This is a genomic window from Phenylobacterium sp. NIBR 498073 (genome assembly GCF_027286305.1).
Classification (GTDB): domain Bacteria; phylum Pseudomonadota; class Alphaproteobacteria; order Caulobacterales; family Caulobacteraceae; genus Phenylobacterium.
Genome location: NZ_CP114599.1, coordinates 1,940,723 through 1,965,398, shown reverse-complemented (window position 1 = coordinate 1,965,398; position 24,676 = coordinate 1,940,723). Strand labels below are relative to the sequence as shown.

26 protein-coding genes and 1 tRNA gene are annotated in these 24,676 nt (G+C 68.3%); 10 read left to right on the top strand and 17 right to left on the bottom strand.

From position 1 onward, the window contains the following. Nucleotides 1-28 precede the first annotated feature (28 nt). Together O4N75_RS09800 and O4N75_RS09795 are read left to right on the top strand one after the other, a co-directional pair. Nucleotides 29-547, top strand: coding sequence for an AAA family ATPase (locus tag O4N75_RS09800; protein ID WP_269629168.1), 519 nt, complete (start codon nt 29-31; stop codon nt 545-547). A gap of 178 nt (nt 548-725) precedes the next feature. After that, nucleotides 726-2,114: a PAS domain S-box protein gene (locus O4N75_RS09795; protein WP_269629167.1), complete on the top strand. Its 1,389-nt coding sequence runs from the start codon at nt 726-728 to the stop codon at nt 2,112-2,114. A gap of 4 nt (nt 2,115-2,118) precedes the next feature. On the opposite strand, the gene O4N75_RS09790 is transcribed toward O4N75_RS09795, so the two are convergent. From O4N75_RS09790 to cobA, 6 genes are all read right to left on the bottom strand, one after another. Further along, nucleotides 2,119-2,934 carry a ferredoxin--NADP reductase gene (locus tag O4N75_RS09790; RefSeq protein WP_269629166.1) on the bottom strand — a complete coding sequence of 272 codons (816 nt, stop codon included), beginning with the start codon at nt 2,932-2,934 and terminating at the stop codon, nt 2,119-2,121. A 78-nt stretch (nt 2,935-3,012) separates the two neighbouring features. Next, complete coding sequence (locus O4N75_RS09785; RefSeq protein WP_269629165.1) at nt 3,013-3,750, bottom strand: phosphoadenylyl-sulfate reductase; 738 nt, start codon at nt 3,748-3,750, stop codon at nt 3,013-3,015. A 7-nt stretch (nt 3,751-3,757) separates the two neighbouring features. Continuing rightward, nucleotides 3,758-4,255: a DUF934 domain-containing protein gene (locus O4N75_RS09780; protein WP_269629164.1), complete on the bottom strand. Its 498-nt coding sequence runs from the start codon at nt 4,253-4,255 to the stop codon at nt 3,758-3,760. Continuing rightward, the gene (locus O4N75_RS09775; protein WP_269629163.1) at nt 4,239-5,894 is read right to left on the bottom strand and encodes a nitrite/sulfite reductase; all 1,656 of its coding nucleotides are present in this window, start codon (nt 5,892-5,894) and stop codon (nt 4,239-4,241) included. The genes O4N75_RS09780 and O4N75_RS09775 overlap by 17 nt, the downstream gene beginning before the upstream one ends. A gap of 13 nt (nt 5,895-5,907) precedes the next feature. After that, complete coding sequence (locus tag O4N75_RS09770) at nt 5,908-6,264, bottom strand: DUF2849 domain-containing protein (protein WP_269629162.1); 357 nt, start codon at nt 6,262-6,264, stop codon at nt 5,908-5,910. Continuing rightward, nucleotides 6,261-7,112: a uroporphyrinogen-III C-methyltransferase gene (gene cobA, locus O4N75_RS09765; protein WP_269629161.1), complete on the bottom strand. Its 852-nt coding sequence runs from the start codon at nt 7,110-7,112 to the stop codon at nt 6,261-6,263. The genes O4N75_RS09770 and cobA overlap by 4 nt, the downstream gene beginning before the upstream one ends. 178 nt (nt 7,113-7,290) lie before the next feature. Between cobA and gcvA the strand changes: the two genes are divergently transcribed. Further along, entirely contained in the window at nt 7,291-8,247 is a 957-nt protein-coding gene (gcvA, locus tag O4N75_RS09760; RefSeq protein ID WP_267229886.1) for a transcriptional regulator GcvA, read from the top strand. 12 nt (nt 8,248-8,259) lie between these two features. Continuing rightward, complete coding sequence (locus O4N75_RS09755) at nt 8,260-8,592, top strand: chorismate mutase (RefSeq protein WP_056020425.1); 333 nt, start codon at nt 8,260-8,262, stop codon at nt 8,590-8,592. Here O4N75_RS09755 and O4N75_RS09750 read toward each other — a convergent pair. Next, a complete protein-coding gene (locus O4N75_RS09750; RefSeq protein WP_269629160.1) occupies nt 8,565-8,915 on the bottom strand; it encodes an Hpt domain-containing protein in 351 nt (116 codons plus the stop codon). The genes O4N75_RS09755 and O4N75_RS09750 overlap by 28 nt on opposite strands. Nucleotides 8,916-8,996: 81 nt before the next feature. Between O4N75_RS09750 and O4N75_RS09745 the strand changes: the two genes are divergently transcribed. Next, a complete protein-coding gene (locus O4N75_RS09745; protein WP_269629159.1) occupies nt 8,997-9,701 on the top strand; it encodes a hypothetical protein in 705 nt (234 codons plus the stop codon). Nucleotides 9,702-9,824: 123 nt separating this feature from the next. Further along, nucleotides 9,825-9,900: transfer RNA gene (locus tag O4N75_RS09740), tRNA-Lys, on the top strand. A gap of 33 nt (nt 9,901-9,933) precedes the next feature. Here O4N75_RS09740 and O4N75_RS09735 read toward each other — a convergent pair. From O4N75_RS09735 to cyoA, 5 genes are read right to left on the bottom strand one after another with little or no spacing between them, the layout of a single operon-like run. After that, nucleotides 9,934-10,641, bottom strand: a complete 708-nt coding sequence (locus O4N75_RS09735) for an SURF1 family protein (protein WP_269629158.1) — start codon at nt 10,639-10,641, stop codon at nt 9,934-9,936. After that, nucleotides 10,638-11,018 carry a cytochrome o ubiquinol oxidase subunit IV gene (gene cyoD / locus O4N75_RS09730; protein ID WP_269629157.1) on the bottom strand — a complete coding sequence of 127 codons (381 nt, stop codon included), beginning with the start codon at nt 11,016-11,018 and terminating at the stop codon, nt 10,638-10,640. The genes O4N75_RS09735 and cyoD overlap by 4 nt, the downstream gene beginning before the upstream one ends. Continuing rightward, the gene (gene cyoC / locus O4N75_RS09725; RefSeq protein WP_267229988.1) at nt 11,015-11,653 is read right to left on the bottom strand and encodes a cytochrome o ubiquinol oxidase subunit III; all 639 of its coding nucleotides are present in this window, start codon (nt 11,651-11,653) and stop codon (nt 11,015-11,017) included. Before cyoC ends, cyoD begins: the two co-directional genes overlap by 4 nt. Nucleotide 11,654: 1 nt before the next feature. Next, on the bottom strand, nt 11,655-13,622 hold the full coding sequence (gene cyoB / locus O4N75_RS09720) for a cytochrome o ubiquinol oxidase subunit I (RefSeq protein ID WP_267230038.1): 1,968 nt from the start codon (nt 13,620-13,622) through the stop codon (nt 11,655-11,657). Between the two features lie 37 nt (nt 13,623-13,659). Then, on the bottom strand, nt 13,660-14,634 hold the full coding sequence (gene cyoA / locus O4N75_RS09715) for a ubiquinol oxidase subunit II (protein ID WP_269629350.1): 975 nt from the start codon (nt 14,632-14,634) through the stop codon (nt 13,660-13,662). A 167-nt stretch (nt 14,635-14,801) separates the two neighbouring features. Here cyoA and O4N75_RS09710 point away from each other — a divergent pair, with 167 nt between their 5' ends. Together O4N75_RS09710 and O4N75_RS09705 are read left to right on the top strand one after the other, a co-directional pair. Further along, nucleotides 14,802-16,136, top strand: coding sequence for an MFS transporter (locus O4N75_RS09710; protein WP_269629156.1), 1,335 nt, complete (start codon nt 14,802-14,804; stop codon nt 16,134-16,136). Nucleotides 16,137-16,253: 117 nt separating this feature from the next. Next, entirely contained in the window at nt 16,254-16,862 is a 609-nt protein-coding gene (locus tag O4N75_RS09705) for a PEPxxWA-CTERM sorting domain-containing protein (RefSeq protein WP_269629155.1), read from the top strand. Nucleotides 16,863-16,972: 110 nt separating this feature from the next. Here O4N75_RS09705 and O4N75_RS09700 read toward each other — a convergent pair whose 3' ends face one another. The 3 genes from O4N75_RS09700 to O4N75_RS09690 all read right to left on the bottom strand — a co-directional run bounded on the left by O4N75_RS09700 (nt 16,973) and on the right by O4N75_RS09690 (nt 22,592). Continuing rightward, nucleotides 16,973-18,961, bottom strand: coding sequence for a TonB-dependent receptor (locus O4N75_RS09700; RefSeq protein WP_269629154.1), 1,989 nt, complete (start codon nt 18,959-18,961; stop codon nt 16,973-16,975). Nucleotides 18,962-19,082: 121 nt separating this feature from the next. Continuing rightward, nucleotides 19,083-21,350, bottom strand: a complete 2,268-nt coding sequence (locus O4N75_RS09695; protein ID WP_269629153.1) for an NADP-dependent malic enzyme — start codon at nt 21,348-21,350, stop codon at nt 19,083-19,085. 138 nt (nt 21,351-21,488) lie between these two features. Then, on the bottom strand, nt 21,489-22,592 hold the full coding sequence (locus O4N75_RS09690) for an HPP family protein (RefSeq protein ID WP_269629151.1): 1,104 nt from the start codon (nt 22,590-22,592) through the stop codon (nt 21,489-21,491). 184 nt (nt 22,593-22,776) lie between these two features. On the opposite strand from O4N75_RS09690, the gene O4N75_RS09685 reads away from it, so the two are divergent. Then, nucleotides 22,777-23,118 carry a PilZ domain-containing protein gene (locus tag O4N75_RS09685; protein ID WP_267229997.1) on the top strand — a complete coding sequence of 114 codons (342 nt, stop codon included), beginning with the start codon at nt 22,777-22,779 and terminating at the stop codon, nt 23,116-23,118. 2 nt (nt 23,119-23,120) lie between these two features. Here O4N75_RS09685 and O4N75_RS09680 read toward each other — a convergent pair whose 3' ends face one another. Then, complete coding sequence (locus O4N75_RS09680; RefSeq protein WP_269629349.1) at nt 23,121-23,381, bottom strand: DUF1272 domain-containing protein; 261 nt, start codon at nt 23,379-23,381, stop codon at nt 23,121-23,123. 175 nt (nt 23,382-23,556) lie between these two features. Between O4N75_RS09680 and O4N75_RS09675 the strand changes: the two genes are divergently transcribed. Next, the gene (locus O4N75_RS09675) at nt 23,557-24,327 is read left to right on the top strand and encodes a THxN family PEP-CTERM protein (protein WP_269629150.1); all 771 of its coding nucleotides are present in this window, start codon (nt 23,557-23,559) and stop codon (nt 24,325-24,327) included. 65 nt (nt 24,328-24,392) lie between these two features. Here the strand turns inward: O4N75_RS09675 and O4N75_RS09670 are convergent, their stop codons facing one another. Next, nucleotides 24,393-24,593, bottom strand: a complete 201-nt coding sequence (locus tag O4N75_RS09670) for a hypothetical protein (RefSeq protein ID WP_269629149.1) — start codon at nt 24,591-24,593, stop codon at nt 24,393-24,395. Between the last annotated feature and the right edge of the window lie 83 nt (nt 24,594-24,676).

The window sequence follows — 24,676 nt, the reverse complement described above, 5'->3', positions numbered from 1 at the left end:
GTAGCCCCCCAATTCGTCGTGAGGTCGCATGATCAAGCCCAACTTCTTCCTGATCTCCGGCGGTCCAGGGGTCGGCAAGACCACCCTGCTGGAGGAATTGCGCCGCGGCGGGGAGCGGGTTGTCGAGGAGACCCATCGCAGGATCATCCGCGAAGGACGCGCACAGAGCCGCAGCCTGAAGCTGGGAACGCTGGCCGCGCGGGAGGACATCGCCAGGTTCGAGGCGATGAAGGGCGTGCAGGAGCGGGTGTTCTTCGACCGTGGGATCGTCGACAGCCTGACGCCTCAGGCGCCGCCCTGGATGTGGGCGGCGGCCAAGCGCCTGCGCTACAACGAACTGGTCTTCACGCCGCCGCCATGGCCGGAGATCTACACGCAGGACGCCGAGCGTCGGCAGACCTTCGAGGACTGCCTGGCCACGCACGAGGCGATCAGACGCCAGCTGCTGGACCTGGGATACCAGCCGATTACGGTTCCGAGGGGGTCGGTCGAGGCTCGAGCGGCGTTCATCCTGGAGGTGACGGCCAGCCTGGACTTCGGGGCGTAGTAGGGCGCAAAGGCCACAACTCGCGGCGTTCTGCATCCCATCCCCCTCGGGAACCGAACGTCCCTTGACCCATTGGGACTGGCTATATCCTTTGGGTTGTATGCAGCGGCCATCGTCGCTGGCGGCTGTGGGACGGCAGACACCAGGCGTGGTCGACGAGGCGAGAACGGCGTTGCAGGTGTCTGCGCATTCCGGCGTGCTGACGGCGCTGAGCCAGGCGCCGTTGGGGATCGCCATCTTCGACCGCGAGATGCGCTATCCGGCGGCGTCGAGCCGCTTCCTGACCGAACAGGGCCTGCCCGGCGACCTGCCCCTGGTCGGCCGACACCACTATGAGGTCTTTCCGGACATTCCCGAGCGGTGGCGCGAGATCCACCGACGCGCGCTGGCCGAGGGGCTGGAGCTCAGCCACGAGGCCGATCCCTTCGAGCGCTCCAACGGGCGGGTGGACTGGATCCGCTGGTCGCTGAAGCCCTGGCGCGACGACGACGGGGAGATCGGCGGGCTGGTGCTCTACACCGAGTTCGTCACCCCCACTGTCGAGGCCCGCGCGCGGCTGGAGGCGGCCGAGGCGCGCTATCGCGCGGTGTTCGACCAGGCGGCGATGGGCGTGGCGCGCGTCGCTCCGGACGGCCGCCTGCTGGAGATGAACGACCGCTTCTGCGCCATGCTGGGCTATGACCGCGACGAGCTGACCGGGATGGATTTCCAGCAGATTACCCACCCGGACGATCTGGATTCCAACATCACGCTCACCGACGCCCTGCTGGCCGGCTCGATCGAGACCTATTCGATGGAGAAGCGCTATATCGCCAAGGGCGGCCAGGTGGTCTGGAACAACCTGACCGTGGCGCTGGTGCGCAACACCGCCGGCGAGCCCGACTACTTCATCTCGATCATCGACGACATCGGCGCGCGCAAGCAGGCCGAGGCGGAGCAGAAGCGCTATCAGGGCCAGCTGCGGCTGATGATCAACGAGCTGAACCACCGGGTGAAGAACACCCTGGCGACGGTGCAGTCGATGGCCTCGCAGACCCTGCGCGGCGAGAGCGACCCTGAAATCGTCTATGAGAAGCTGGAGGCGCGGCTGCTGGGCCTGTCACAGGCGCACGACGTGCTGACCCGCGAGCATTGGCATGGCGCGGAGCTGCGTGACCTGGCCGAACGCGCTCTGGGACCGTTCCTGGACGCCACCGCCGATCAGATCACCCTGCGGGGGCCGGCGGCCTGGTTGCAGCCGGGCGCGGCGTTGTCGATGGCGCTGATCCTGCACGAGCTGGCGACCAATGCGGTCAAGTACGGCGCGCTGTCGGTGGTCGAGGGCAAGGTCGACATGACCTGGACGCTGGAGGGCCAGCAGCTGCAGGTGATCTGGACCGAGCGCGACGGACCGCGGGTCAAGCCGCCGCGGCGCAAGGGCTTCGGCACGCGGCTGATCGAACGCGGCCTGCGCGGCGAGCTGCGGGGCGCGGTGACGATGAGCTACGAGCGCAGCGGGCTGGTCTGCACGATGCAGGCGCAGCTGGCCGAACGCACCGACCAGCTGAGCCTGTTCGAGGGCGCCTGAGGCCTCAGGTCTCGACGAAGGCCTTTTCCAGCACGAAGTCGCCGGGGGCGGCGAGCGAGCCCTCCACGTAGCCGCGCTCGACCAGCAGGGTCTTGAGGTCGGCCAGCACCGAGGGACCGCCGCAGAGCATCAGGCGGTCGACGGCCGGGTCCAGCGGCGGCACGCCGAGGTCCTCGAAAATCTTGCCCGAGGTGATCAGGTCGGTGATCCGACCCTGGGTGCGGAACGGCTCGCGGGTGACGGTCGGGTAGTAGCGGAGCTTGTCGCCGATCACCTCGCTGAGGATCTCGTCCTCGCGCAGCTCCTTCTCGAACAGTTCGGCGTAGTTCAGGTCCGCGACGTTGCGCACGGTGTGGGTGACGATCACCTCGTCGAAGCGGTCGTAGACCTCCGGGTCGCGGGCCAGCGACAGCCAAGGCGCCAGGCCCGTGCCGGTGCCGACCATGTAGAGCCGCTTGCCCGGCTTGAGGCCGTCGAGCACCAGGGTGCCGGTCGGCTTCTTGCCGATCAGCACCTCGTCGCCGACCTTGATCTTCTGCAGGCGCGAGGTCAGCGGGCCGTCGGCGACCTTGATCGAGTAGAACTCGAGCTCGTCGTGCCACGACGGGCTGGCGATCGAATAGGCGCGGACCAGCGGCTTGCCGTCGACTTCCAGCCCGACCATCACGAACTGGCCGGACGAGAAGCGCAGGCCCGGATCGCGGGTGGTGCGGAACGAGAACAGTTCGTCGGTCCAGTGCTGGACCCAGGTGACGGTCTCGACCATGAAGGCGCCGCGCGCCTTCGAAACGGCCGGGGCCGGAGCGATTACATCAGTCATGACAAGTCTTTGGCTGCCGTAGGGTCGGCGGCGAGGCGCGCCGCCGACGAGGTTGGAGCGTATGTAGCAACGCGACCGTCAGATGTCGCCGCCGACATTGGCGACGGCGCCCGGCGCGCGCGCGACGTGAATGCCGCATTCGGTCTTTTCCTGGCCGGCCCAGCGGCCGGCGCGGACGTCCTGGCCCTCCTCCACCGGCTTGGTGCACGGCCAGCAGCCGATCGACGGAAAGCCCTGGGCGACCAGCGGGTGGGCCGGCAGATCATGCTCGGCCATGTAGGCGTCCAACTCGGCCTTGCCCCAGTTGGCCAGCGGATTGAACTTCACCTGGCCGTCGGCCTGCTCGACCACCGGCAGCGACAGCCGGTCGCCGCCGTGGAAGCGCTTGCGGCCAGTGATCCAGCCGTCGAACTCGGCCAAGGCCCGGTCCAGCGGCACGACCTTGCGCACCTCGCAGCAGGCGTCGGTGTCGGTTTGCCAGAGCTTGGCGTCCGGATCGGCCACCGCCAGGTCGTTGAAGGCCGGGCGCAGGTCGCGCACGTCGGTCAGGCCGAGCCTGGCCGCCAGGTTCTTTCGATAGTCGAGCGTCTGGCCGAACAGCATGCCGGTGTCGAGGAACAGCACGGGGGTGTCCGGCTTGATCTTCGAGACCATGTGCAGCAGCACCGCGGACTCCGCCCCGAAGGACGAGACCAGGGCCAGCTTGTCGCCGAACGCCTCGACCGCCGATTCCAGCACGGTGGCCGGATGGGCGTGGCGCAGTTCGGCGTCGAGCCGGGCTGCGAGGGACGGACGCTCCAACTGATCGAAGGCCATGGTCAGCTCACTCCCTTTCGGCGAAGGCCGGCGCCCGGCGGTCGGCCGCGCGCTGGTAGACGTGACGTTGGCGGTGGGCGGTGTGGGCCCACTGTTCGGGGGTCGAGCCGTCGGCCGGCTCGAAGGCGTCGAAGCCGACCCGAACCATGAAGCCGGCCTGCTCGCGCAGCACGTCGCCGACGGCGCGGATCTCGCCCTTGAAGCCGTAGCGCTCGCGCAGCAGGCGCGCGGCGGTATAGGCGCGGCCGTCGTTGAACTTCGGGAAGGCCACCGCCACCAGGGCGATGCGCGGCAGGTCGTAGGCCAGGACCTCGACCTCCTCGGCCGGCTCCAGCCGCACGCCGACCGAGCGCCCCTCGGCCAGCAGCCGCTCGCCCTCGCTCTGGAAGCGGGTCAGCGAGATGATCAGGTCGCCGCGGACCAGGTCCTCGTCGTCGCCGACGTGGGTGTAGGGATCCTCGACCAGTGAGAACTGGCCGTCCGCCAGCTTAATTCGCGTCGGCATAGACGGCCTCCTTGAAGGGAACGACGCCGGTGCGGCGGAAGGTGTCGAGGAAGCGTTCCTGGCCCTGGCGTTCGCGCAGATAGACCTCGACCAGGGTGTCGATGGCGGGCGCGACGCGATCGGCCGGCAGGGCCGGACCAAGCATCGAGCCGACGGAGGCGTCTTCCGCTCCCGAGCCGCCAAGGGTGAGCTGGTAGAATTCCTCGCCCTTCTTATCGACGCCGAGGATGCCGATGTGGCCGACATGGTGGTGGCCGCAGGCGTTGATGCAGCCGCTGATCTTGATCTTCAGCTCGCCGATCTGCTCGGCGCGGTCCTGGTCAGCGAAGGTGCGGGCGATGTCCTGGGCGATCGGGATCGCCCGGGCGTTGGCCAGGGCGCAGTAGTCGAGTCCCGGGCAGGCGATCATGTCGGTGATCAGGTTGACGTTCGGCGTCGCCAGACCGGCGGCCTTCAGCGCCGCATAAACCGCCGGCAGATCGTCGAGCTTCACGTGCGGCAGCACCAGGTTCTGCTCGTGGGTGACGCGGATGTCGCTTTGGCCGTAGCGCTCGGCCAGGTCGGCGACGACGTCCATCTGGTCGGAGGTGGCGTCGCCGGGGGTCTCGCCGATCGCCTTCAGCGAAATCTCGACGATGGTGTAGCCGGCGCGCTTGTGCTCACGCAGATTGTTGCGCGCGAAGCGGGCCAGGCCCGGATCGGCGGCCTTGGCGGCCTCGAACGCTTCCGAGCGATTCACCAGGGTGTCGAAGACGGTCGGGGCGAAGGCGCCGCGGATGCGGGCGATCTCGGTGTCCGGAAGGTCGCTCTCCGGCCCGATCTTGGCCCACTCTTCCTCGACCTGACGGGCGAACTCCTCTGCGCCGAGGGCGGCGACCAGGATCTTGATGCGAGCCTTGTACTTGTTGTCCCGGCGTCCGTGACGGTTGAACACGCGCAGGATCGCTTCGAGGTACGAGACCAGGCGGTTGGCCGGCAGGAACTCCCGGATCGTCGGGCCGACGAAGGGCGTGCGCCCCAGGCCGCCGCCGACGATCACCTCGAAGCCCAGCGTGCCGTCGCGGCCGCGGCGCATCATCAGGCCGATGTCATGCACCTTGGCGGCGGTGCGGTCCTTGGCGGCGCCGGTGATGGCGATCTTGAACTTGCGCGGCAGGAACGAGAATTCCGGGTGCAGGCTGGACCATTGGCGGATGGCCTCGGACCAGACGCGCGGATCGTCGACCTCTTCGGCGGTGGCGCCCGAATAGGGGTCGGCGGTGGTGTTGCGGATGCAGTTGCCGCTGGTCTGGATGGCATGCATGTCCACCGCCGCAAGCCGGTCCAGGATGTCCGGCGTGTCGGCCAGCTTGATCCAGTGGAACTGCAGGTTCTGGCGGGTTGTGAAGTGGCCGTAGCCCTTGTCGTAGGTGCGGCCGATGTCGGCCAGCACCCGCAGCTGAGTCGGGTTCAGCGAGCCGTAGGGGATCGCGACACGCAGCATGTAGGCGTGCAACTGCAGATACAGGCCGTTCATCAGCCGGATCGGCTTGAACTGGTCCTCAGTGATCTCGCCGGCCAAGCGGCGGACGACCTGTTCACGGAACTCGGCGGCGCGGTCGGCCAGGAATTCCTTATCGAGGGTGTCGTACTGGTACATGGCCCTCCCCCCTCTAACGCTTGATCAGGTTGACGCGGCCCCTGGAGCGGGCGGCGCCGGACGCGTGCTGCAGGGCCTCGATGGCGGCCCCGCCCTCGGCCTGCTTGCCGTGGTGCAGGTGGTTGGTCGGGCCGAGCGCGCGCAGGCGCTCGCGGTAGCTGACCGGCGCCCACAGGCCTTCGCTCTCGATCAGGTCGATCAGATAGGGATCGACGATCACGGTCTGCTGGGACTTGGCGTGCGCTTCGGCGGCCTCGCCGGCCTCGGCCGACTCGAACAGCTCGGCGTCGGCGAAGCGTTCGACCCAGGCGCCGGCCTTCCAGAAGACGACTTCGCCGTCGATCAGGCGATTTCCGGTCAGGGCTTTCATTTCACGCGCAACTCAAGTTTCGGTTCGAAGGCGGCGGTATCGCCGGAGGCCATATCGCCAGATGACTGGGCCAGGGCCATGGCCTCGCCGACGATCAGCAGGGCCGGACCGGCCACCTGCTCGGCGACCGCCGGCAGTTCGGCCAGGGTGGTGACGATGCGGCGCTCGTCGGCGCGGCTGGCGTTCTCGACCACCAGCGCCGGGGTCGAACCGGCGCGGCCGGCGCCGATCAGCCGGGCGGCGATGCCGGCGGCGGTGGAAACGCCCATGTAGATCACGACCGTCTGGTTGGCCTTGGCCAGGCTTTCCCAGTCGAGGTCGGGCTCGGCGCCCGCGGCGGCGTGGCCGGTGACGAAGGTGACCGCCTGGGCGCTGCCCCGATGCGTCAGCGGCGCGCCGGCGTCAGCGGCGGCGGCCAGGGCGGCGGTGACGCCGGGGACCACGTGGCATTCGACGCCGGCCTCGCGGCAGGCCTCCAGCTCCTCGCCGCCGCGGCCGAAGATGAACGGGTCGCCGCCCTTCAGGCGGACCACGTTCAGTCCCTCCTGGGCGAAAGCGACCAGCATCCGGTTGATCTCGTCCTGGGCGTAGGAATGGCGCGACTTGCGCTTGGCGACGCTGATGCGACGGGCCGAGACCGGCGCCAGGTCGAGGATTTCATCGGTGACCAGGCCGTCATGGACGACGACCTCGGCGGCCTGCAACGCCTTGAGCGCCTTGAGGGTCAGCAGCTCGGGATCGCCGGGCCCCGCGCCCACCAGCCAGACCGCCCCGGTCGCGCGACGGCGCGCCCCGCCCAGGACGACGAGGCGCTGGCCGCTCTCGTTTTTGGGCTTGCGGTGAGGCATTGTTTTTAGGTTCTCTAAACGCCAGAGCTTGAATGTGAGAGCGGGACGGGTTCGCACCCGCCCCGCCCCAATATCCGCCGACGAAAAGGGCCAATACCTCGGCGAACGGTTGCAAACTGGTCGTGAAAGCGCCAATTCGCAACCCAAGGACTTCTGCCGGGGGTGTCAGGAAAACTCGATGGAGCGTAATGCGGAACGCCGCCGATTGCCGCCACTCAACGCCCTGCGGGCGTTCGAGGCGGCCGCGCGGCACCTGAATTTTTCTCGGGCGGCGGACGAACTGTCGGTGACGCCCGGAGCGGTCAGCCAGCAGATCCAGAACCTGGAGGACTATGTCGGCGCGGCCCTGTTCAAACGCACGCCCAAGGGCCTGCTGCTGACCGACGCGGCGCAGACCGCCCTGCCCGCTCTGCGCGAGGCGTTCGACCGGCTGGCCGAGGCGGCCTCGATGCTGACCGCGGCGGTCGACGGCCGGCGGCTGACGCTGACCGCCGCGCCGTCGTTCGCCGCCAAGTGGCTGGTGCCGCGGCTGGGCCGATTCGAGGAGCTGCATCCGCAGGTCGACGTATGGCTGTCGGCGGGCCTGGAGCTGGTCGACCTGACCGCCGGCGAAGTGGACGTGGCGATCCGCTACGGGGCCGGCCGCTACCCGGGCCTGGAGGTCCGCCGGCTGATCGGCGAAACGGTGATTCCCGTGCTTTCTCCTGAGCTTGCGGCGAACATCCCGCTCAACGAGCCAGCTGACCTGGCCAACCATATCCTACTACACGACGGCTCGCCCGAGCCCGACGATTCGTGCCCAGACTGGACCATGTGGTTGGCGGCGCGCGGCCTGCGCGGCATCGACGGCGCCCGCGGCCCGCGATTCAACCAGTCGAGCCTGGTGATCGAGGCGGCGGTCAACGGCCGCGGCGTGGCGCTGGCCAAGCGGACCCTGGCACAGGCCGACCTGGACGCCGGGCGGCTGATCGCGCCGCTGCAGATCGCGACGGCGGTCGATTTCGCCTATTACGTCGTACATCCGAAGGCCAAGGGCCGGCTGCCGCAGGTCAAGGCGTTCATCAACTGGATCGCGGCCGAGGCCGAAGCCCACGAAGCTGCGCTAAGAAGCCTGGACAACGGGGCCGGGATTTAGTCCTAAGCGGCCATGAAAATCGTTGTTGATGAGCGGCCCTTGCCGGCCGACTGCGAGACCATGCTCGACGTCCGCAAGGGCGTCGATGCTCTGGACCGCGCGCTTGTTCTGATGCTGGCCGAGCGCCAGCGCTACATGGACGCCGCCGCCCGCATCAAATCCGAGCGCCACACGGTGCTGGATACGGCGCGGATCGAGGACGTGGTGACCAAGGTCAAGGCCGCGGCCCGCGATGCCGGCCTGTCCGAGGAGATCGCCGAACCAGTGTGGCGGCTGCTGATCGACCGCTGCATCGCCTACGAGTTCGGCGTCTGGGATCAGCTGCGCGGCGTGCGCAACGACTGAAGCGCCCGCTCGTGGGCGTAGGCCGCGACGTCAGCCAGCGCTGCGTCGAGCGCGTCCTTGACCCCTTCCAGCGCGCCGTGGCCGGCGGCCTCGGCGTGCGCGCAGGCGTCGCCGAGCTGGAACGCCCCGACGCCGCGGGCCGCGCCCTTGATGGTGTGGACCGCATCACGCCAGCCTTCCGAGGCCGGATCCAGCAGCGTGGCCCAGATCGCCGCCTGTTCGCGGAACAGGCTGAGCACCTCGTCGATCACGTCGCCGTCGCCGGCCGTGAAGGATTCGAGGTACTGAAAGTCCACCGCGCCGGTGAGGTCGCGCCTCGCCATGTTATTTTCCCGCTCTGAACGCCGCCTCGACTTGACCTGCATTTGCCCAGGTTGCCGCCGGCCTAACAAGGACCTCGCCGCATGAAGATTCTGGTCGGCACGCCCACCTACAACGGCCAGGTCACCGGTCAGTACACCCGCAGCATGCTGGAGCTGCAGGGCATGCTGGGTCCGGCCATGGGCTGGGAATCCACCAAGGCGGTGATCATCGCAACGGCGCGCAACCTACTGGCCAGCCGGGTGCTGGAGACCGACCACACGCACCTGCTGTTCGTCGACGCCGACGTCAGCTTTCCGGCCGGCGTGGTGCAGAAGATGATCGCCCTGGACGAGCCGGTGGTGGCCGGGATCTATCCGCAGCGCACGCTAAACGTCGCAGCCTTCCATGCCGCCGCGCGCAAGCACGACGACCCGAACACCGCCTTCGCCGCCGCGCTCAGCTATCCAGTCGACCTGCTCGAACCGCACGCGACCAAGGGCGAGTTCTACGAGGCCAAGACCGCGCCGACCGGCCTGATGCTGATCAAGCGCGAGGTGTTCGAACAACTACGCGCCGCCGACCCGTCGCTCTATCGCAGCGCCGAGGGCAGCTATTACGGCTACCAGAACCTGAAGAACGTCCTCCAATGCTTCGAGCCGCTGGCCGACGAGCACGGCGTGGCGATGAGCGAGGACGTTTCGTTCTGCCATCGCTGGCGGGCGCTGGGCGGGAAGATCTGGACCCTGTTCGACCACTATATCGGCCACACCGGGCCCTACACCTTCCGTCCGATGCCGGCCGGATGACAAAGACGCTTGCAACGCAGTTCGAGACTCGCTAACAGGACGCCTCCCCAGCGGGGCCGCGAGCGAAACGCTCTCCGGGCCGGCCAGGGGAACAACCGCAAAGCCTTATGGCGTAACGGTTATGGGTGTATAGCTCAGTTGGTAGAGCAGCTGACTCTTAATCAGCGGGTCCAAGGTTCGAATCCTTGTACACCCACCATTTCCTTCAGAAATTCGCTGGATTGACCCCTCGCTAGACGGCGGGGGTCCGGGCCGTCTGGCCCTGCGAAGTCGCGCCCGAACGCCAGACGATCGCCGCGCCGGCCAGGCTGAGCGCGGCCAGGCCGAACCAGGTCAGGGCGTAGACCAGATGCGCGTTGCGGAAAGCGACGACCGTCAGACCGCCAACCGGATAGCCTGCCCCAGGAGTTGCCTCCGCATCGATGAAGACCGGCGCGACCTCGCCCAGGCCGTGGGCGCGGGCGATGGCGGCGACGTCGCGCGAGTACCAGCGGCCCGAGCCCGGATCATTGGATCGCAGGAAGCCACCGCCCGGCTCGCTGGCGCGCAGCAGCCCGGTCACCTCGACGGTCCCGCTCGGCGGCGGGCGAGTCGCCGGATCGCGGTAGAGCGCCGGCACGAAGCCGCGATTGACGAGTACGGTTCCAGCCGGCGTGCGCAGCGGCGTCATCACCCACCAGCCCGCCCCACGCTCGGTCAGGGCCTGAACCAGGGTCTCGCGATCATTCTGGAAGGCTCCCCTGAGGCGCACGCGCCTATAGGCGTCCGCGTCACTCAGGCCAGACAGATCGGTCAGCAGGCGCGGCGGCGCATGGATGCGCGCCTCCACGCGGGCGATGAGGTCGAGCTTCCAGGCGCGGCGTTCGAGCTGCCAGACGCCGAGAGCGGCGAAGCCGGCCGCCAGCAGCAGGCAAACCAGCGCGAACAGCCGCCGCGTCATGGCGGGCCGGCGGCGGCCTCGGGCCGTATCGGCATCGACATCATGTTGCTGTTCAGGTGATACATGATCCACAGCGAGCCGCTGATCACAATGGCGACCATCACCAGGGTGAACAGCAGGGCCAGCAGGGTCCAGCCACCCTCGGCCTGGGCATTCACGTGCAGGAAGAAGATCGTGTGGACGACGATCTGGGCGAACGCCAGGGCGATGATCCAGGCCGCGGTCACCCGCGGGTCGCCCAACGCCCCGGTCATCACCAGCCAGAACGGCGCGGCGGTCAGCACCGCCGACAGCGCAAAGCCGATCAGATAGTCGCGCCGGGTCCCGTGGCCGTGAGTGTCGCCGTGGCCATGCACGTGGTCGTCTGATGCGTTCACCGCAGGACTCCGAGCAGGTAGACGAAGGTGAAGACGCCGATCCACACCACGTCGAGCAGATGCCAGAACATGCCCAGGCAGATCAGCCGGCGGCGGTTCTCGGGGATCAGGCCGCGCTGGCCGATCTGGACCATCATCACCGCGATCCAGATCAGGCCGAAGGTGACGTGCAAGCCGTGGGTGCCGACCAGGGTGAAGAAGGCCGACAGGAAGGCCGAGCGTTGGGGCGTCGCCCCCTCGGCGATCAGGCTGGCGAACTCGTAGAGCTCGATGCTGATGAAGGCGAGGCCGAACAGCGCCGTCACGGCCAGCCAGCCCTGGACAGCGCGGGTGCGCCCCGCCTCCATGTCGATCATCCCCATGCCGAAGGTGATCGACGACAGCAGCAGCATGGCGGTGTTGAGCGCCACCAGCGGCAGTTCGAAGATTTCCCGCGGGGCCGGGCCGCCGGCGTAGTTGCCCGAGACCACGCCGAAGGTGGCGAACAGGGTGGCGAAGATGAGCGCGTCGCTCATCAGGTAGATCCAGAAGCCGAGCAGCGTGCCGCCGCCGCTGGCGGCGTGGTGCTCGTCCTCCTCGACGAGGTAGTAGGTCGGGTTCACCGCGGGCGCGGCGTCGAGGGTTTCGCGGGCCATGTCAGGCCGCCCCCGGGGCGCGCGCGCCTTCGATGCGGGCCACTTCCTCGGCCGGCACGTAGTAGTCGCGGTCGTAGTTGAAGGTGTGGGCGATCGAGTAGACCAGCAGCGCCACGAAGCTGAGCGCCGCCAGCCACCAGATGTACCAGATCATCGCAAAGCCCAGCACCAGGGCGAGGGCCGAAATGATCACCCCTGCCCCAGTGTTGCGCGGCATGTGGATCGGCCGGAAGCCCTCGGTCGGCGGCGCGTGCCCCAGCGCCTTCATGTCGTACCAGGCGTCCAGGTCGTGCACCCGTGGGGTGAAGGCGAAGTTGTAGGGCGGCGGCGGCGAGGTGGTCGACCACTCCAGGGTGCGCCCGTCCCAGGGATCGCCGGTGGTGTCGCGCAGCGCCTCGCGGTTGCGGATGCTGACGGCGATCTGGATCACGAAGGCCACGATGCCGACCAGGATGATCAGGGCGCCGATGCCGGCGATGACGAACCAGATCTGCAGCGAGGGGTCGTCGAAGTGGCGCACTCGACGCGTGGTGCCCATCAGCCCGACCACGTAGATCGGCGTCCAGGCGACCCAATAGCCGATCACCCAGCCCCAGAACGAGATCTTCCCCCAGAACGGGTCCAGCTTGAAGCCGAACGCCTTAGGGAACCAATAGACCATGCCGGCGAAGAGGCCGAAGACCACGCCGCCGATGATCACGTTGTGGAAGTGGGCGACCAGGAACAGGCTGTTGTGCAGCACGAAGTCGGCCGGCGGCACGGCCAGCAGCACCCCGGTCATCCCGCCGACCACGAAGGTCAGCATGAAGGCCACGACCCACATCATCGGCAGCTCGAAGCGGATCCGGCCGCGGTACATCGTGAACAGCCAGTTGAAGATCTTCGCGCCCGTAGGGATCGAGATCACCATGGTGGCGATGCCGAAGAACGAGTTCACGCTGGCCCCCGACCCCATCGTGAAGAAGTGGTGCAGCCAGACCAGGTACGACAGGATGGTGATGACCACCGTGGCGTAGACCATCGAGGAGTAGCCGAAGAGCCGCTTGCCAGAGAAGGTCGAGGTGATCTCCGAGAAGATCCCGAACGCCGGCAGGACCAGGACGTAGACTTCCGGATGCCCCCAGATCCACACCAGGTTCCAGTACATCATCGGGTTGCCGCCGAGGTCGTTGGTGAAGAAGTTCATCCCGACGTAGCGGTCGAGCATCAGCAGCGCGAAGGCCCCGGTCAGCACCGGGAAGATGGCGATGGCCAGGACGTTGCTGCACAGGGCGGTCCAGCAGAACACCGGCATCTTCATCATCGTCATGCCCGGCGCGCGCATCTTGATGATGGTGGTGACCATGTTGATCGCCGACAGGGTGGTGCCGACCCCGGCGATCTGCAGCGCCCATAGGTAGTAATCCGGCCCAGTGTCCGGACTGTTCTGGATGTTGGTGACCGGCACATAGTTCAACCAGCCGCCGCGCGAGAACTCGCCGACGAACAGCGAGATCATCACCAGCACCGCGCCGGCCACGGTCAGCCAGAAGCTCAGGCTGTTGAGGAACGGGAACGCCACGTCGCGCGCGCCGATCTGCAGCGGCATGACGAAGTTGACCAGCCCGACGATCAGCGGGATCGCCACGAAGAAGATCATGATCGTCCCGTGGGCGGTGAAGATCTGATCGTAGTGGTGGGCCGGCAGGTAGCCCTCGGCCCCGCCGAAGGCGATGGCCTGCTGGGCGCGCATCATCAGCGCGTCGGCGAAGCCCCGCAGCAGCATGATGATGCCCAGGATCATGTACATGATCCCGATCTTCTTGTGGTCGACGGTGGTCAGCCACTCGCGCCAGAGCCAGCCCCAGAGCCGGTAGCGCGTCACCGCCGCAAGGATCCCAAGACCGAGCAGGACCACGACGATGAAGGTGCCGAGCAGGATCGGCTCGTGGAGCGGAATGGACTCCCACGTCAGCCGGCCGAACAGCATCGTCCAGAAGGTCTGCTCGCGCATCGCTATCTCCGGCTCATCCCAGCGCCATGGCCGCGCCTGGTTCGAGGAAAGAGGTGTCGTGATGATGCGGCGCGGCCTTCGCGGGCGGCTCGGCGGCCTTGGCGCCCTGCGCCGCGCCCCGCTGGCGATCCTGGGCCATGACCTCGTGCATGCAGGGCGTGCCCGGCGACACGCAGCGATTCAGCACCCGGTGGAAGAGGTCCGGTTCGACCGAGCCGAACGCCATCGGGGGCACCTTCTCGCTCGGCTTCTCCAGCGCAAGGTAGGCAGGCGTGGTCAGGGGAGCGGCGGATTTGGCCTGCCCCACCCACGCCTCGAAGCCCGCGGCGTCCACGCCGCGCAGGCGGAAGCGCATGTCGGAGAAGCCTTCGCCGCTGTAGTTGGCTGAGAAGCCTTCGTAGTCGCCGGGCCGGTTGAGCACGGCGTGCAGCTGACTGCGCATGCCCGGCATCGCATAGACCATCCCCGCCAGGGTCGGGGCGTAGAAGGTGTTCATCATGTTGGTCGAGGTGATGTCGAAGCGCACCTGGCGGTCGACCGGCAGCACCAGCTCATTGACGCTGGCGACCCCCTGCTCGGGGTAGATGAACAGCCATTTCCAATCCATCGCCACCACCTGGACCGTCAGCGGCGCCTCGCCGGCGACGGTGGGCTTGCCCGGGGCGATGCGGTCCAGCGGACGGAACGGATCGAGCAGGTGCGTGCTCGACCAGGTGAGCGCGCCGAGCGCGATGATGATCAGCAGCGGCCCGGCCCAGATCGCCAGCTCGAGCGAGGTGGAATGGTCGAAGTTCGGATCGTAGGTCGCCTCGCGGTTGCCGCTTCGATAGCGCCAGGCGAACACCACGATCAGTACGATCACCGGAACGATGATCAGCAGCATCAGGCCGGTCGAGGTGTAGATCAGATTGCGCTGCTGGAGAGCGATGTCGCCGGCCGGATCGAGCACGTCGCGCGCGCAGCCGGCCAGGAGCAACAGAGACGCCAGAGCGGCGGCGACCGCACGCTTGGCCCCTCCCCTCGGGAACGATCTCGCCCACCGGCCATTGCCTTGTCGCGGCATCGTTGTTCCGCTCTCAGGCCAAGGGTGGGCGCGAGCCGGCTAAAAGCCCGACCGCCATTCGGAAACGCAGAGGGACAAAGGAGATCAGCAGCATGGTCGGGCCGGTCACCGCGTCATCGACGTCAACGCCGCTGGAGCGCGACGCTGCGCTCATCAACGCACGAGAGCACCGGGTGGCTCCCGGTGAAATTGCGATCGGCGTCATCATCGGCCGGACCAGCGAGTTCTTCGACTTCTTCGTCTATGCGATCGCCTCGGTTCTGGTGTTCCCGGCCGTGGTGTTTCCGTACGTCGATGCGGTCACCGGGACGCTCTATTCGTTCGCGCTGTTCGCGCTGGCCTTCGTCGGCCGCCCGTTCGGCACTTTGCTGTTCACGGCGCTGGACCGCCGGCACGGGCGCGGCGTCAAGCTGACCATCGCGCTGTTCCTGCTCGGCGGCTCGACCATGGCGATGGCGCTGCTGCCCAGCTACCAGCAGGTCGGGATGTGGTCGGCGGTGCTGCTGGCGCTGTTCCGCTTCAGCCAGGGCATGGCGCTGGGCGGCGCCTGGGATGGCCTGCCCTCGCTGCTGTCGCTGAACGCCCCGCCGGAGCGGCGCGGATGGTATGCGATGATCCCCCAGTTGGGCGCGCCGCTGGGCCTGCTCGTGGCCGCCGCGCTGTTCGGCTACTTCCTCTACGTGCTACCGGCGGACGACTTCCTGACCTGGGGCTGGCGCTATCCGTTCTTCGTGGCTCTGGCGATCAACGTCGTGGCCCTGTTCGCCCGCCTACGGATCGTCGCGACGCCGGAGTTCCAGCGCCTGTTCGAGACCCGCGAGCTGCAGCCCTCGCCGCCATTCCTCACCGTGTTCGCCGAGTGGCGGACCATCGCGCTCGGCGCGCTGGCCACCCTGGCCAGCTTTGCGCTGTTCCATCTGGTGACCGTCTTCCCGCTGTCCTACGTCACCCTGTTCGCCGACGAGCCGCCGATCCGGTTCCTGATCATCGAGGGCGTGGGGGCGATCGTCTGCCTGGGCGCGGTGGTCGCCTCCGGCGTGATCGCCGACCGGGTCGGGCGCCGGGCGCTGCTGGGCGTCTCGGCCGTGCTGATCGGCGCCTATAGCGGCTTTGCACCACAGCTGCTGAACGCCGGGCCGGTGGGCGAGGTGTTCTACATGCTGGTCGGCTTCGTGCTGCTGGGGCTGGCGTTCGGCCAGTCGTCGGGCATCGTCAACAGCAAGTTCACGCCCGAGCACCGCTATACGGGGGCGGCGATCGTCGCCAACTCGGCCTGGCTGATCGGGGCCGGCTTCGCGCCCCTGGTGGCGCTGCTGCTGGCCACGCGCTTTGGGCTGTGGTCGGTCGGCGCCTACCTGCTGTCGGGCGCGATCTGCACCCTTGCGGCGCTGGCCATCAGCCGGGACTGGGGCGACCACGCCGCCTAGCCGCCTGAGCCACCTCCCGCCAATCAGAGCGCGGCGACGGCCGCGCTCCCTCGTCTCCCCCTGGCATTGACAGAGGCCTAGCGAGGCGCTTGGTTAACACCACTTTAGGGAGATGATATGTCCAAGATACTCGCCATGGCGGTCGCCACGATAGCGTTGGCCCTGGCCGCTCCGTCCCAAGCCGCCGTGGTTCTTTGGGAACAGGCCGGCTCCTCCGCCTCGGCCGGCATCCCGCTGTTCAAGCTGCCCGGACCCGGCGTCTACAAGCTCGAGGCCGTCAGTTCCGGCCCGGCCTCGTTCAGCCTGGAGACCTACTACGACTATCATTGGGACGTATTCTTCGCGCCGGCGCCCCGGCCGCACAGCGAGTACATCGAAGGGAACTCCGACTTCCTGGCCGACTTCCAGACCTTCGACGGTCAGGCGGCGTCGGTGACGTTCACGATCCCCAGGACGTCGATCGGCTACTTCAAGTCGGACGCCTACTATCGGGACCTCTACGACATCCCGATCGGCACCGGGCTTTATCAGCAGATCGCCTATGAAAACGCGACGTTCGCCGGATACATGAACAGCCTGAACGGCGGTCCGGTCGACTACAGCTTCCGGATCACCCAGATCAGCGCGGGCCCCATCCCAGAGCCGGCGACCTGGGCGATGATGATCGTCGGCTTCGGCCTGACGGGCGGCCTGATGCGCCGCGCGCGCAGAACCGCCTACGCCTAGACCCTGACCCGATTGGCTTGATGCAAGCCAATCGGGAAAAGCAGGGTCGGTTCTTTGAGTTTAGGGCCCCCACTCGCGATGATCCATCGCGAATGGGAAGGGCTCTAGGCTCAGCGCCGCAAGACCAGCCCCACCCGCAAAGTCTGGGGCTGGTCGTAGCTCTCAAGGCCGTCGCCGGTCTGGGCGGTCTCGATCTTCGCATCGAACAGGTTCTCGGCGGCGGCATAGAGCGTCACCGCACGCGACACCGACCAGTCGGCCCGCAGGTCGACCTCGGTGGCGGCCGACAGTTCGCGGGTGTTAAGGTCGTCATCGAAACGATCCCCCTCGTAGCGGAGGCCGGCGCGCAAGCTGAGCACATCCAGCGGTCGCCAGGTCGCCTCGCCGGCCGCGGTCAGGCGTGGGGTCTGGGCCGGGCGCCGGCCGGTCAGCTGGGGCGCCGCTGCGCCGCCGTCGACCTCGGCCTGCGTGTAGGCGCCAGCCAGCCGTAGGGAGAAGGTCTCCCAGCGGCGCTCGATCTCGGCCTCCACCCCGTAGGCCTCGACCTCGCCGGCGTTCTGCCGCTGGCGCAAAACGCCCCCGGCCGGAATGAACCCAGCGACCGGGAAGGTTGCCGGACCAAAGCCGATGGTGACGTTGGTCACCGCCCCCTCCAGCCGGTTGGCGAAGACCGTGACGTCCCAGCGCAGATCGCCGTCCGCGCCGAAACCGACCTCGACGCCGTAGAGCTTTTCCGGTTCGAGCCCGGCATTGGCCTCGGTCACGTCGTTGCCGACGCGGAACGGCCGGTAGAGCTCATTGAGGGTGGCCGGGCGGAAACCGGCATAGGCCGCGCCCCGCAGATAAAGCTCCTCCGAGACGCTGTAGCGTGCGCCGAGCCGGCCGGTCGGCAGCCAGCCGTCGCGGTCGCTCGGGCGATTTTCGAGGGTGAGCGCGCCGCTGGCGGCGTCGCGTTCGGTGCGATGCCCGTCATAGGTCGCCCAGCGGTCGATCCGCACGCCGCCGGTCAGCAGCCAGTCGCCGAGGTTGCTATAGGCCTCGCCATAGGCGCCGAGCACCGACTGGGTCCCGCCCGCCACCCGATCGCGGGTGAAGGCGCCGGCCATGTAGCGGAACTTCTCGCGGGTCTCGCCGTCGAACAGGCGGGCGTCGGCGCCGACCTCCCAGCCGCCGTCGGCGGCGTCGCGGCGCAGGGCGGCGTTGAGACCATAGCCCATGGCCGGGGTCGCGTATTGCTCGCTGGCTGGCGTGGTAGTGTTGCGGCCGGCGGCCACGGCCGCGGAGCGGTTCTCGAAGTCGGAACGCTTGACCCAGCCCTGCAGACGCCAGCCCTCGCCCTCGCCCTCCGGCTGGTCGACCAGGGTCGCCGAGAAGGTCGCCCCGGTGGCGCGGGAGTCGGCCCCGACCAGGCCGGCGCCGCGCTTTTCCTGATAGCCCGAGAGGCGCACCGCCAACTGCTGGTCGCCCAGTTGCGGGGTCCAACGCAGGGCGCCGCCGAGCCCGCGATAATAGAGTTCCGTATCGGCTGCACCGCGTCCGGCGCCCAGCGGGATCCAGCCGTCGCTGCGCTCGCTCGCCGCGGCCAGGAAGAGGTCGCCAACGACACCGGCGGCGGCGGCTCCGACCAGGCCGCGTTCGCCGCCATAGACCTCGTATTCGCCGCCGCGCGGGGCGCGGGTGCGTTCGGACAGCTGGATGGTTCCGGTCAACGCGCCGGCGCCATAGGGGCCGGCCCCCGCGCCGCGCACCACCTGAGCCTGCTCGACCGCAATGGTCGGCAGCCCGGTCCACAGCACCCAGCCGCCGAAAGGATCGTTCTGCGGCACGCCGTCGAGCAGGACCAAGGCGCGGCTGGCCCCCGAGCCGGCGATCGAGCGGACGCTGATCCCCTGGGTGGTCGGATTGGAGGCCTGGCTGGAGGTGCGCCGGAAAAGCTGGACGCCCGGGGTCGCGGTCAGCGCCTGGTCCAGGCGCGGCGCGCCGGCGATGGCCTCGCCGTCGATGGTGACGATCGAGAACGCCTTGTCGGCCGGCGACGGCGGCAGGCGGGCGGCTTCAACCACGACGGTGTCGACGAGCGGCGGAAGGTCCAAAGGCACGTGCGGCAGCTCTCCCCAGAATGACGCGCACGGACTAGCGCAGGGTTCGCGGCGTCGGGGTAGAGCTAAACTGCAACAGTGCGGCGGGAGACGCGCCGGCGGCGCGCCTCCCCTGCCGATTTCAGGCCTTGGCCGCGGCCTGGCTGGCGACCAGGGCGGTCATGTTGACGATGCCGCGCGCCGTCGCCGTGGGGCTGAGCACGTGCAGCGGCTTGGAGAGCCCCAGCAGCAGCGGGCCGACCTCGATCCCCTCGGTCACCGCGCTGACCAGGGTCAGGGCGATGTTGGCGGCGTCGAGCGAGGGGGCGATCAGCAGGTTAGCGTCGCCGGCGAAGGCTCCGCCCGAAATGTAGCGGGTGCGAACCTGCTCGTTCAGCGCCGCGTCGCCGTGCATTTCGCCGTCGACCTCCAGGGCCGGATCCAGCTGCCGGACGATGGCTAGGGCCTGGCGCATCTTGCGGGCGGACGGCGAGTTGGAGGACCCGAAGCTCGAGTGCGAGAGCAGCGCGACCTTGGGCGTGATGCCGAAGCCGCGCACCGCCTCGGCGGCCAGGATCGTCGACTCGGCGATCTGTTCGGCGGTGGGATCGACGTTGACGTGGGTGTCGCAGAAGAACAGCGCGCCCTTGGGCATGATCACCCCCGACAGCGCCGAGATCCGCGAGACCCCCGGCCGCGCCGGGATCACGGGCGTGGCGTAGGTGAAGTGCCGCCACCAGTCGCCGCCGCCGCCGACCAGGGCGCCGTCGACCATGCCCCTGCGCAGCAGCATGGCGGCGGTCACGGTCGGACGGGTGACGACCCGGCGGTTGGCCGCCGCCGGCGGCACGCCGCGACGCTCGACCACCGCGCGGTACTCCGCGGAGATCTCCTCGACCGAGGGATCGGCGTCGGGATCGAAGATTTCGATGTCACGGTCAGGGGTCAGGCGCAGGCCCAGTTCCCGGACCTTGGCCTCGATGGTCTCGCGGTGACCGATCAGCACCGGGCGGGCGAGTTGCTCGTCCACCACCGTCTGGACGCCGCGCAGGACGCGCTCGTCCTCACCCTCGGCATAGGCGATGCGGCGCTTGCAGTCCCGAGCCTGGGCGAACACCGGGCGCATCAGTTGGCCGGAGCGGTAGACGTAGCCTTCCAGCTCGGTGCGATAGGCCTCGAAGTCGGCGATCGGCCGGCGGGCGACGCCGGAGTCCATGGCCGCCTTGGCGACGGCCGGCGCGATCTCAAGGATCAGACGCGGGTCGAACGGCTTGGGGATCACGTAGTCGCGGCCGAACAGCGGGACCTGGCCGGCATAGGCGCTGGCGACGACGTCGCTGACCTCGGCGCGGGCGAGCTCGGCGATCGCCTCGGCGGCGGCCTTCTTCATCGCCTCGTTGATCTCGGTGGCGCCGACGTCGAGAGCGCCGCGGAAGATGAACGGGAAGCAGAGGACGTTGTTGACCTGGTTCGGATAGTCCGAGCGGCCGGTGGCGACGATGGCGTCCGGGCGGCTGGCGACCACCAGTTCGGGCAGGATCTCCGGCTCCGGATTGGCCAGCGCCATGATCAGCGGGCTCTTGGCCAGCAGCGGCAGCCACTCCTGCTTCAGGACCCGCGGGGCCGAAAGGCCGAGGAAGATGTCGGCGCCGACCAGCACGTCCGGCAGGGTCTGGGCGTTGGTGTCGCGCGCGTAGCGAGCCAGTTCCGGCGTCAGGTCGCCCCGATCCTTGCGCACGACGCCGTTGATGTCGGTCAGGGTGACGTTGTCTGCCGGCAGGCCCATGCTGACCAGCAGGTCCACGCAGGCCAGGGCCGCGGCCCCGGCGCCCGACGTGACCAACTTCACCTCGGAAAGCTGCTTGCCCTGGATGGTCAGGGCGTTGCGGACGGCGGCGGCGCAGACGATGGCGGTGCCGTGCTGGTCGTCATGGAAGACCGGGATGTTCATCCGCTGGCGCAGGGCGCGCTCGATGTAGAAGCACTCCGGGGCCTTGATGTCCTCGAGGTTGATCCCACCGAAGGTCGGCTCCAGCGCCGCGACCACCTCTACGAAGTGATCCGGATTGGCCGAGGAGACTTCCAGGTCGAAGACGTCGATGCCAGCGAACTTCTTGAACAGGACGGCCTTGCCCTCCATCACCGGCTTGGAGGCCAGCGGGCCGATGTTGCCGAGACCGAGCACTGCGGTGCCGTCGGTGATCACCGCCACCAGGTTGCCGCGGGCGGTGACGCGCTCGGCCCAGGCCGCATCCTCGACGATCGCCTCGCAGGCCGCTGCGACGCCGGGCGAATAGGCCAGGGCCAGGTCGCGCTGGGTGGCCATCGGCTTGGTGGGTTCGACGCTCAGTTTCCCCGGCCGTCCAAACTGGTGATAGGCGAGCGCCGCGCGCCGCAAAGCGTCATCCAAAGCCGGTTCCTTCCAAAAATGCAGAGCTACCCACGCGCGGGGGCTTGGTCCCGCGAGGGTCATCGATACGACGGGGCGAAGGGGCGTTTCTAGTCCAGACCCGACGAAATCCTAGTTCCGCCGGCGAGTTATCGCCGATCAGGCGGCGGCGCGCTCGGCGACCACGGCCTCGACGATGTGGGCGCGGTAGAGCACGGCCAGCAGATCGGTCTGGGTGATGATGCCGATCAGCACGCGGTTGTCGTCGACGACCAGGGCCTCGTGGGCCGCCCCGCTCGACAGCAACGGCAGCAGCGCCTCGATCGGCGTGGTCTCGCGGACCTTGTGGACGAAGGGATCGACCACGCTCTCGACCGGCCGCTGGCGGGCGGCCTGCAGTTCGGCCCGCCGGACCATGCCGACCACCCGGCCCTCACCGTCGACCGCCGGAGCGGTCCGCAGGTCGTGCGCGCGGAGGAACGCCAGGGCGCTCTCGGCGCTCTGCTGGGCGTCGACCGAGATCACGTCGCGCGACATGATCGCGCCGCACTGGATCGCCGAGTGCAGGCGCTTGTGGGCGGCCAACTCGACCTGGCGGAACAGGGCGTCGAGGTCCTCACGGCTGACGTCGAGCAGTTCGCCGTACTGGGCCAGGGCCTGGTCGAGATCGGCGGCGGTGTAGCCGACACGGCTCTGCGGGGCGGGGTCGCTGGTGGCGTGCGGGCTGGCGGCGGCCGGCACGCGGTGCGGATAGGACCGCCCCATCAGTCGGTTCAAGCCGACGGCGGCCAGGACCAGCAGCAGCGAGCAGAGGCCGACCGGAACCAGGGCGAAGCCGAAGCCGAGGTCGTGGACGGCCGAGCCGCCGATCACCGCGGTCAGGGCCGTCGCGCCGCCCGGCGGGTGCAGGCAACCCGCCAACATCATCGCCACGATCGCGAGCGAGACCGCCAGGGCTGCGGCCACCATGGGGTGGGGCACGAACATCGCGCAAGCGACGCCGACCAGGGCCGAAAGGATGTTGCCGCCGAGCACCGCCCGCGGCTGGGCCAGGGGACTCGCCGGCACCGCGAACACCAGCACCGCCGAGGCGCCGATGGGCCCGACGAGCAGCGGCCCGAGCCCCAGGTCGCCGCCGGACAGCGCGCGCGCCGCAACGCCGGCCAACGCCAGACCCAGCAGGCTGCCGACGCCGGCCCGCAGCATATCGTCGAACCGGACCGGAGTGCGGCCGCCCAGGATGGTGATGAGCCTGCTCAACATTCGGGCGCTTATGCACAGAAGATCAGCGTCGCGCGCCCTTGAATCTCTATCCACACCCCAAGTTTTTCAGGCGGCGCGACGAAGGGTCGCCTTTGGAATCGCAATGAAATCGGCTTTGGCTGGCGTCCCGCAACAAGCGTGGCAGTTAAGCCGGCTGAAAGCGTTTGCCTGACAGGATGCCATCGTGAGCGCCCCCGACTACACCGATCGCCGAGAGCACCCCCGCGAGCTGACCAGCCTTCGCGCCCGGGTGTTCTATGGCAAGGAGATGGCCCACTGGGCCGACTGCACGATCGTCGACCTGAGCAAGGGCGGCGCGCGGCTGCAGATCTCGGCCATCTATCCCCTGCCCTCGCGGTTCGTGGTGCTGCAGCTGCTGGGCGGCGTCGTCTATGACGTGCGCGTGCGTTGGCGGCGAGGCGACATGACCGGCGTGTCGTTCGACGCCCAGACCCAGATCGAGACCAACACCGAAGAACGCCTGGTCGGTGTCCAGAAGGCCTGGGAAGCGCTGCGCGCAGCCTGATCTCAGGCGGCCGAACGCTTCTCGACACAAGGCGCCGCCGCACCGACGACGCGCTCGGTCGAGGCCGGGAACCGCGCCAACGCCGCGGCGGGCCGGATCGGCCGCGGGGCGAAGCTTCCGCCGCAGTTAGGACAGGCTCCATTCAACACGCCGTCGGCGCAGTCCGCGCAGAAGGTGCACTCGAACGAACAGATGCGCGCCTGCGCCGAGTCCGGCGGCAGGTCGCGGTCGCAGCATTCGCAGTTCGGCTTCAGCAACAGCATCTCGCTCTCCCAACGCGGCGCGCCGACTAGGTAGCGCCCGGCCGCGTGGCCGCGGAACGACAAAATTCCCTCCAAAAACGACAAGCTCGCCCCCTAGTGGCGCCGAGCTTGCGTGAGCCCCCTCATCGAATTTCAATTTGGGACGCACCAGCGTTCCGCACACTGGGGGCTGAACATGAACTTCAAGGGCTTTGTGGTCGCGCTTACTGCCGGCCTGTCGATCACCACCGCCGCCAACGCCGGCACCGTGGTCTTCACCGACATCAAGGGGACCTGGTCGAGCCCGACCGGGGCTTCGGTCAACTATTCGGGCAACGGCACCGGCTACGCCAAGGCTTCGTGGGGCACCTCCACCGGCTACGGCAAGAGCGCCTACACGTTCGACGGCGCCTCGCCGATCAACGTCAACATCACCAGCCCCGGCAGCTACGGCCCGTTCGAGATCGGTGAATTCACCCACAACAACTGGCCGATCAACGGAAACTCGATCACCTCGATCAAGCTGGCGATCAGCACCAAGATCATCATCGACGGCATCGACCAGGGCGTGAAGACCTTCAACTACGTCTTCAACCACCTCGAAACGCCCAACAACGTCCCCGGCTACAACGGCACCTGCGCCAACGGCCTGAAGGAAAGCGCCAGCATCAACGCCAACGGCTGCGCCGACCGCGTCCAGGTCAATTTCCTGAGCACCTCCGACACCTTCAACGTCGGCGGCAACCTCTACGCCCTCGACTTCGCCGGCTTCATGGACGGCAAGACCCCGGTCACCGACTTCTGGACCAAGGAGCGCAAGGACAACTCGATCAACATGATGGCCAGCATCAAGCTTGTGCAGTCGGCGGTTCCCGAACCGTCCACCTGGGCGATGATGATCATCGGCTTCGGCGCCGTCGGCTCCATGGTCCGCAGCTCGCGCCGCCGACTGGCCTACGCCGCCTAGGCGGCAAGCTACCGAATAGTGGTGGAACTGGGCCGCCCGTCCCGCGACGGGCGGCCTTCCTTTTGTCAGGCGTCCCAGGTCCGGCCGCTGTGAGCCACGTGAAAATCGCCGCTGACCGACAGCACGATCCAGTCGCCCGCCTGGGCGATCGCCCAGCCTTCGGGGGTGCATACCTGGACGGCGCCGGCTTCGGTCATGGCCTGGGCGTCATCGCCCAGCCAAGCCCAAAGCTTGTGCCAGCTACGGGTGTCGGCGGCCGGCGGCACGCGTAGCGCGGCGCCGTGATCAAAAGCAGCGGTGGAACGGGCGGACCTCATGAACACGGAGTAGGCCCTGCGTCGGTGACCAG

Bases quoted from the DNA above. Each gene is read 5' to 3' on its own strand.
- gcvA (WP_267229886.1), top strand. From the start codon at position 7,291: ATGGAGCGTAATGCGGAACGCCGCCGATTGCCGCCACTCAACGCCCTG.
- O4N75_RS09790 (WP_269629166.1), bottom strand. From the start codon at position 2,934: ATGACTGATGTAATCGCTCCGGCCCCGGCCGTTTCGAAGGCGCGCGGC.
- O4N75_RS09705 (WP_269629155.1), top strand. From the start codon at position 16,254: ATGTCCAAGATACTCGCCATGGCGGTCGCCACGATAGCGTTGGCCCTG.
- O4N75_RS09755 (WP_056020425.1), top strand. From the start codon at position 8,260: ATGAAAATCGTTGTTGATGAGCGGCCCTTGCCGGCCGACTGCGAGACC.
- O4N75_RS09710 (WP_269629156.1), top strand. From the start codon at position 14,802: ATGGTCGGGCCGGTCACCGCGTCATCGACGTCAACGCCGCTGGAGCGC.
- cyoB (WP_267230038.1), bottom strand. From the start codon at position 13,622: ATGCTGTTCGGCCGGCTGACGTGGGAGTCCATTCCGCTCCACGAGCCG.
- O4N75_RS09735 (WP_269629158.1), bottom strand. From the start codon at position 10,641: ATGACGCGGCGGCTGTTCGCGCTGGTTTGCCTGCTGCTGGCGGCCGGC.
- cobA (WP_269629161.1), bottom strand. From the start codon at position 7,112: ATGCCTCACCGCAAGCCCAAAAACGAGAGCGGCCAGCGCCTCGTCGTC.
- O4N75_RS09690 (WP_269629151.1), bottom strand. From the start codon at position 22,592: ATGTTGAGCAGGCTCATCACCATCCTGGGCGGCCGCACTCCGGTCCGG.
- O4N75_RS09770 (WP_269629162.1), bottom strand. From the start codon at position 6,264: ATGAAAGCCCTGACCGGAAATCGCCTGATCGACGGCGAAGTCGTCTTC.
- O4N75_RS09675 (WP_269629150.1), top strand. From the start codon at position 23,557: ATGAACTTCAAGGGCTTTGTGGTCGCGCTTACTGCCGGCCTGTCGATC.
- O4N75_RS09800 (WP_269629168.1), top strand. From the start codon at position 29: ATGATCAAGCCCAACTTCTTCCTGATCTCCGGCGGTCCAGGGGTCGGC.
- O4N75_RS09680 (WP_269629349.1), bottom strand. From the start codon at position 23,381: ATGCTGTTGCTGAAGCCGAACTGCGAATGCTGCGACCGCGACCTGCCG.
- O4N75_RS09775 (WP_269629163.1), bottom strand. From the start codon at position 5,894: ATGTACCAGTACGACACCCTCGATAAGGAATTCCTGGCCGACCGCGCC.
- cyoC (WP_267229988.1), bottom strand. From the start codon at position 11,653: ATGGCCCGCGAAACCCTCGACGCCGCGCCCGCGGTGAACCCGACCTAC.
- O4N75_RS09750 (WP_269629160.1), bottom strand. From the start codon at position 8,915: ATGGCGAGGCGCGACCTCACCGGCGCGGTGGACTTTCAGTACCTCGAA.
- O4N75_RS09745 (WP_269629159.1), top strand. From the start codon at position 8,997: ATGAAGATTCTGGTCGGCACGCCCACCTACAACGGCCAGGTCACCGGT.
- O4N75_RS09780 (WP_269629164.1), bottom strand. From the start codon at position 4,255: ATGCCGACGCGAATTAAGCTGGCGGACGGCCAGTTCTCACTGGTCGAG.
- O4N75_RS09785 (WP_269629165.1), bottom strand. From the start codon at position 3,750: ATGGCCTTCGATCAGTTGGAGCGTCCGTCCCTCGCAGCCCGGCTCGAC.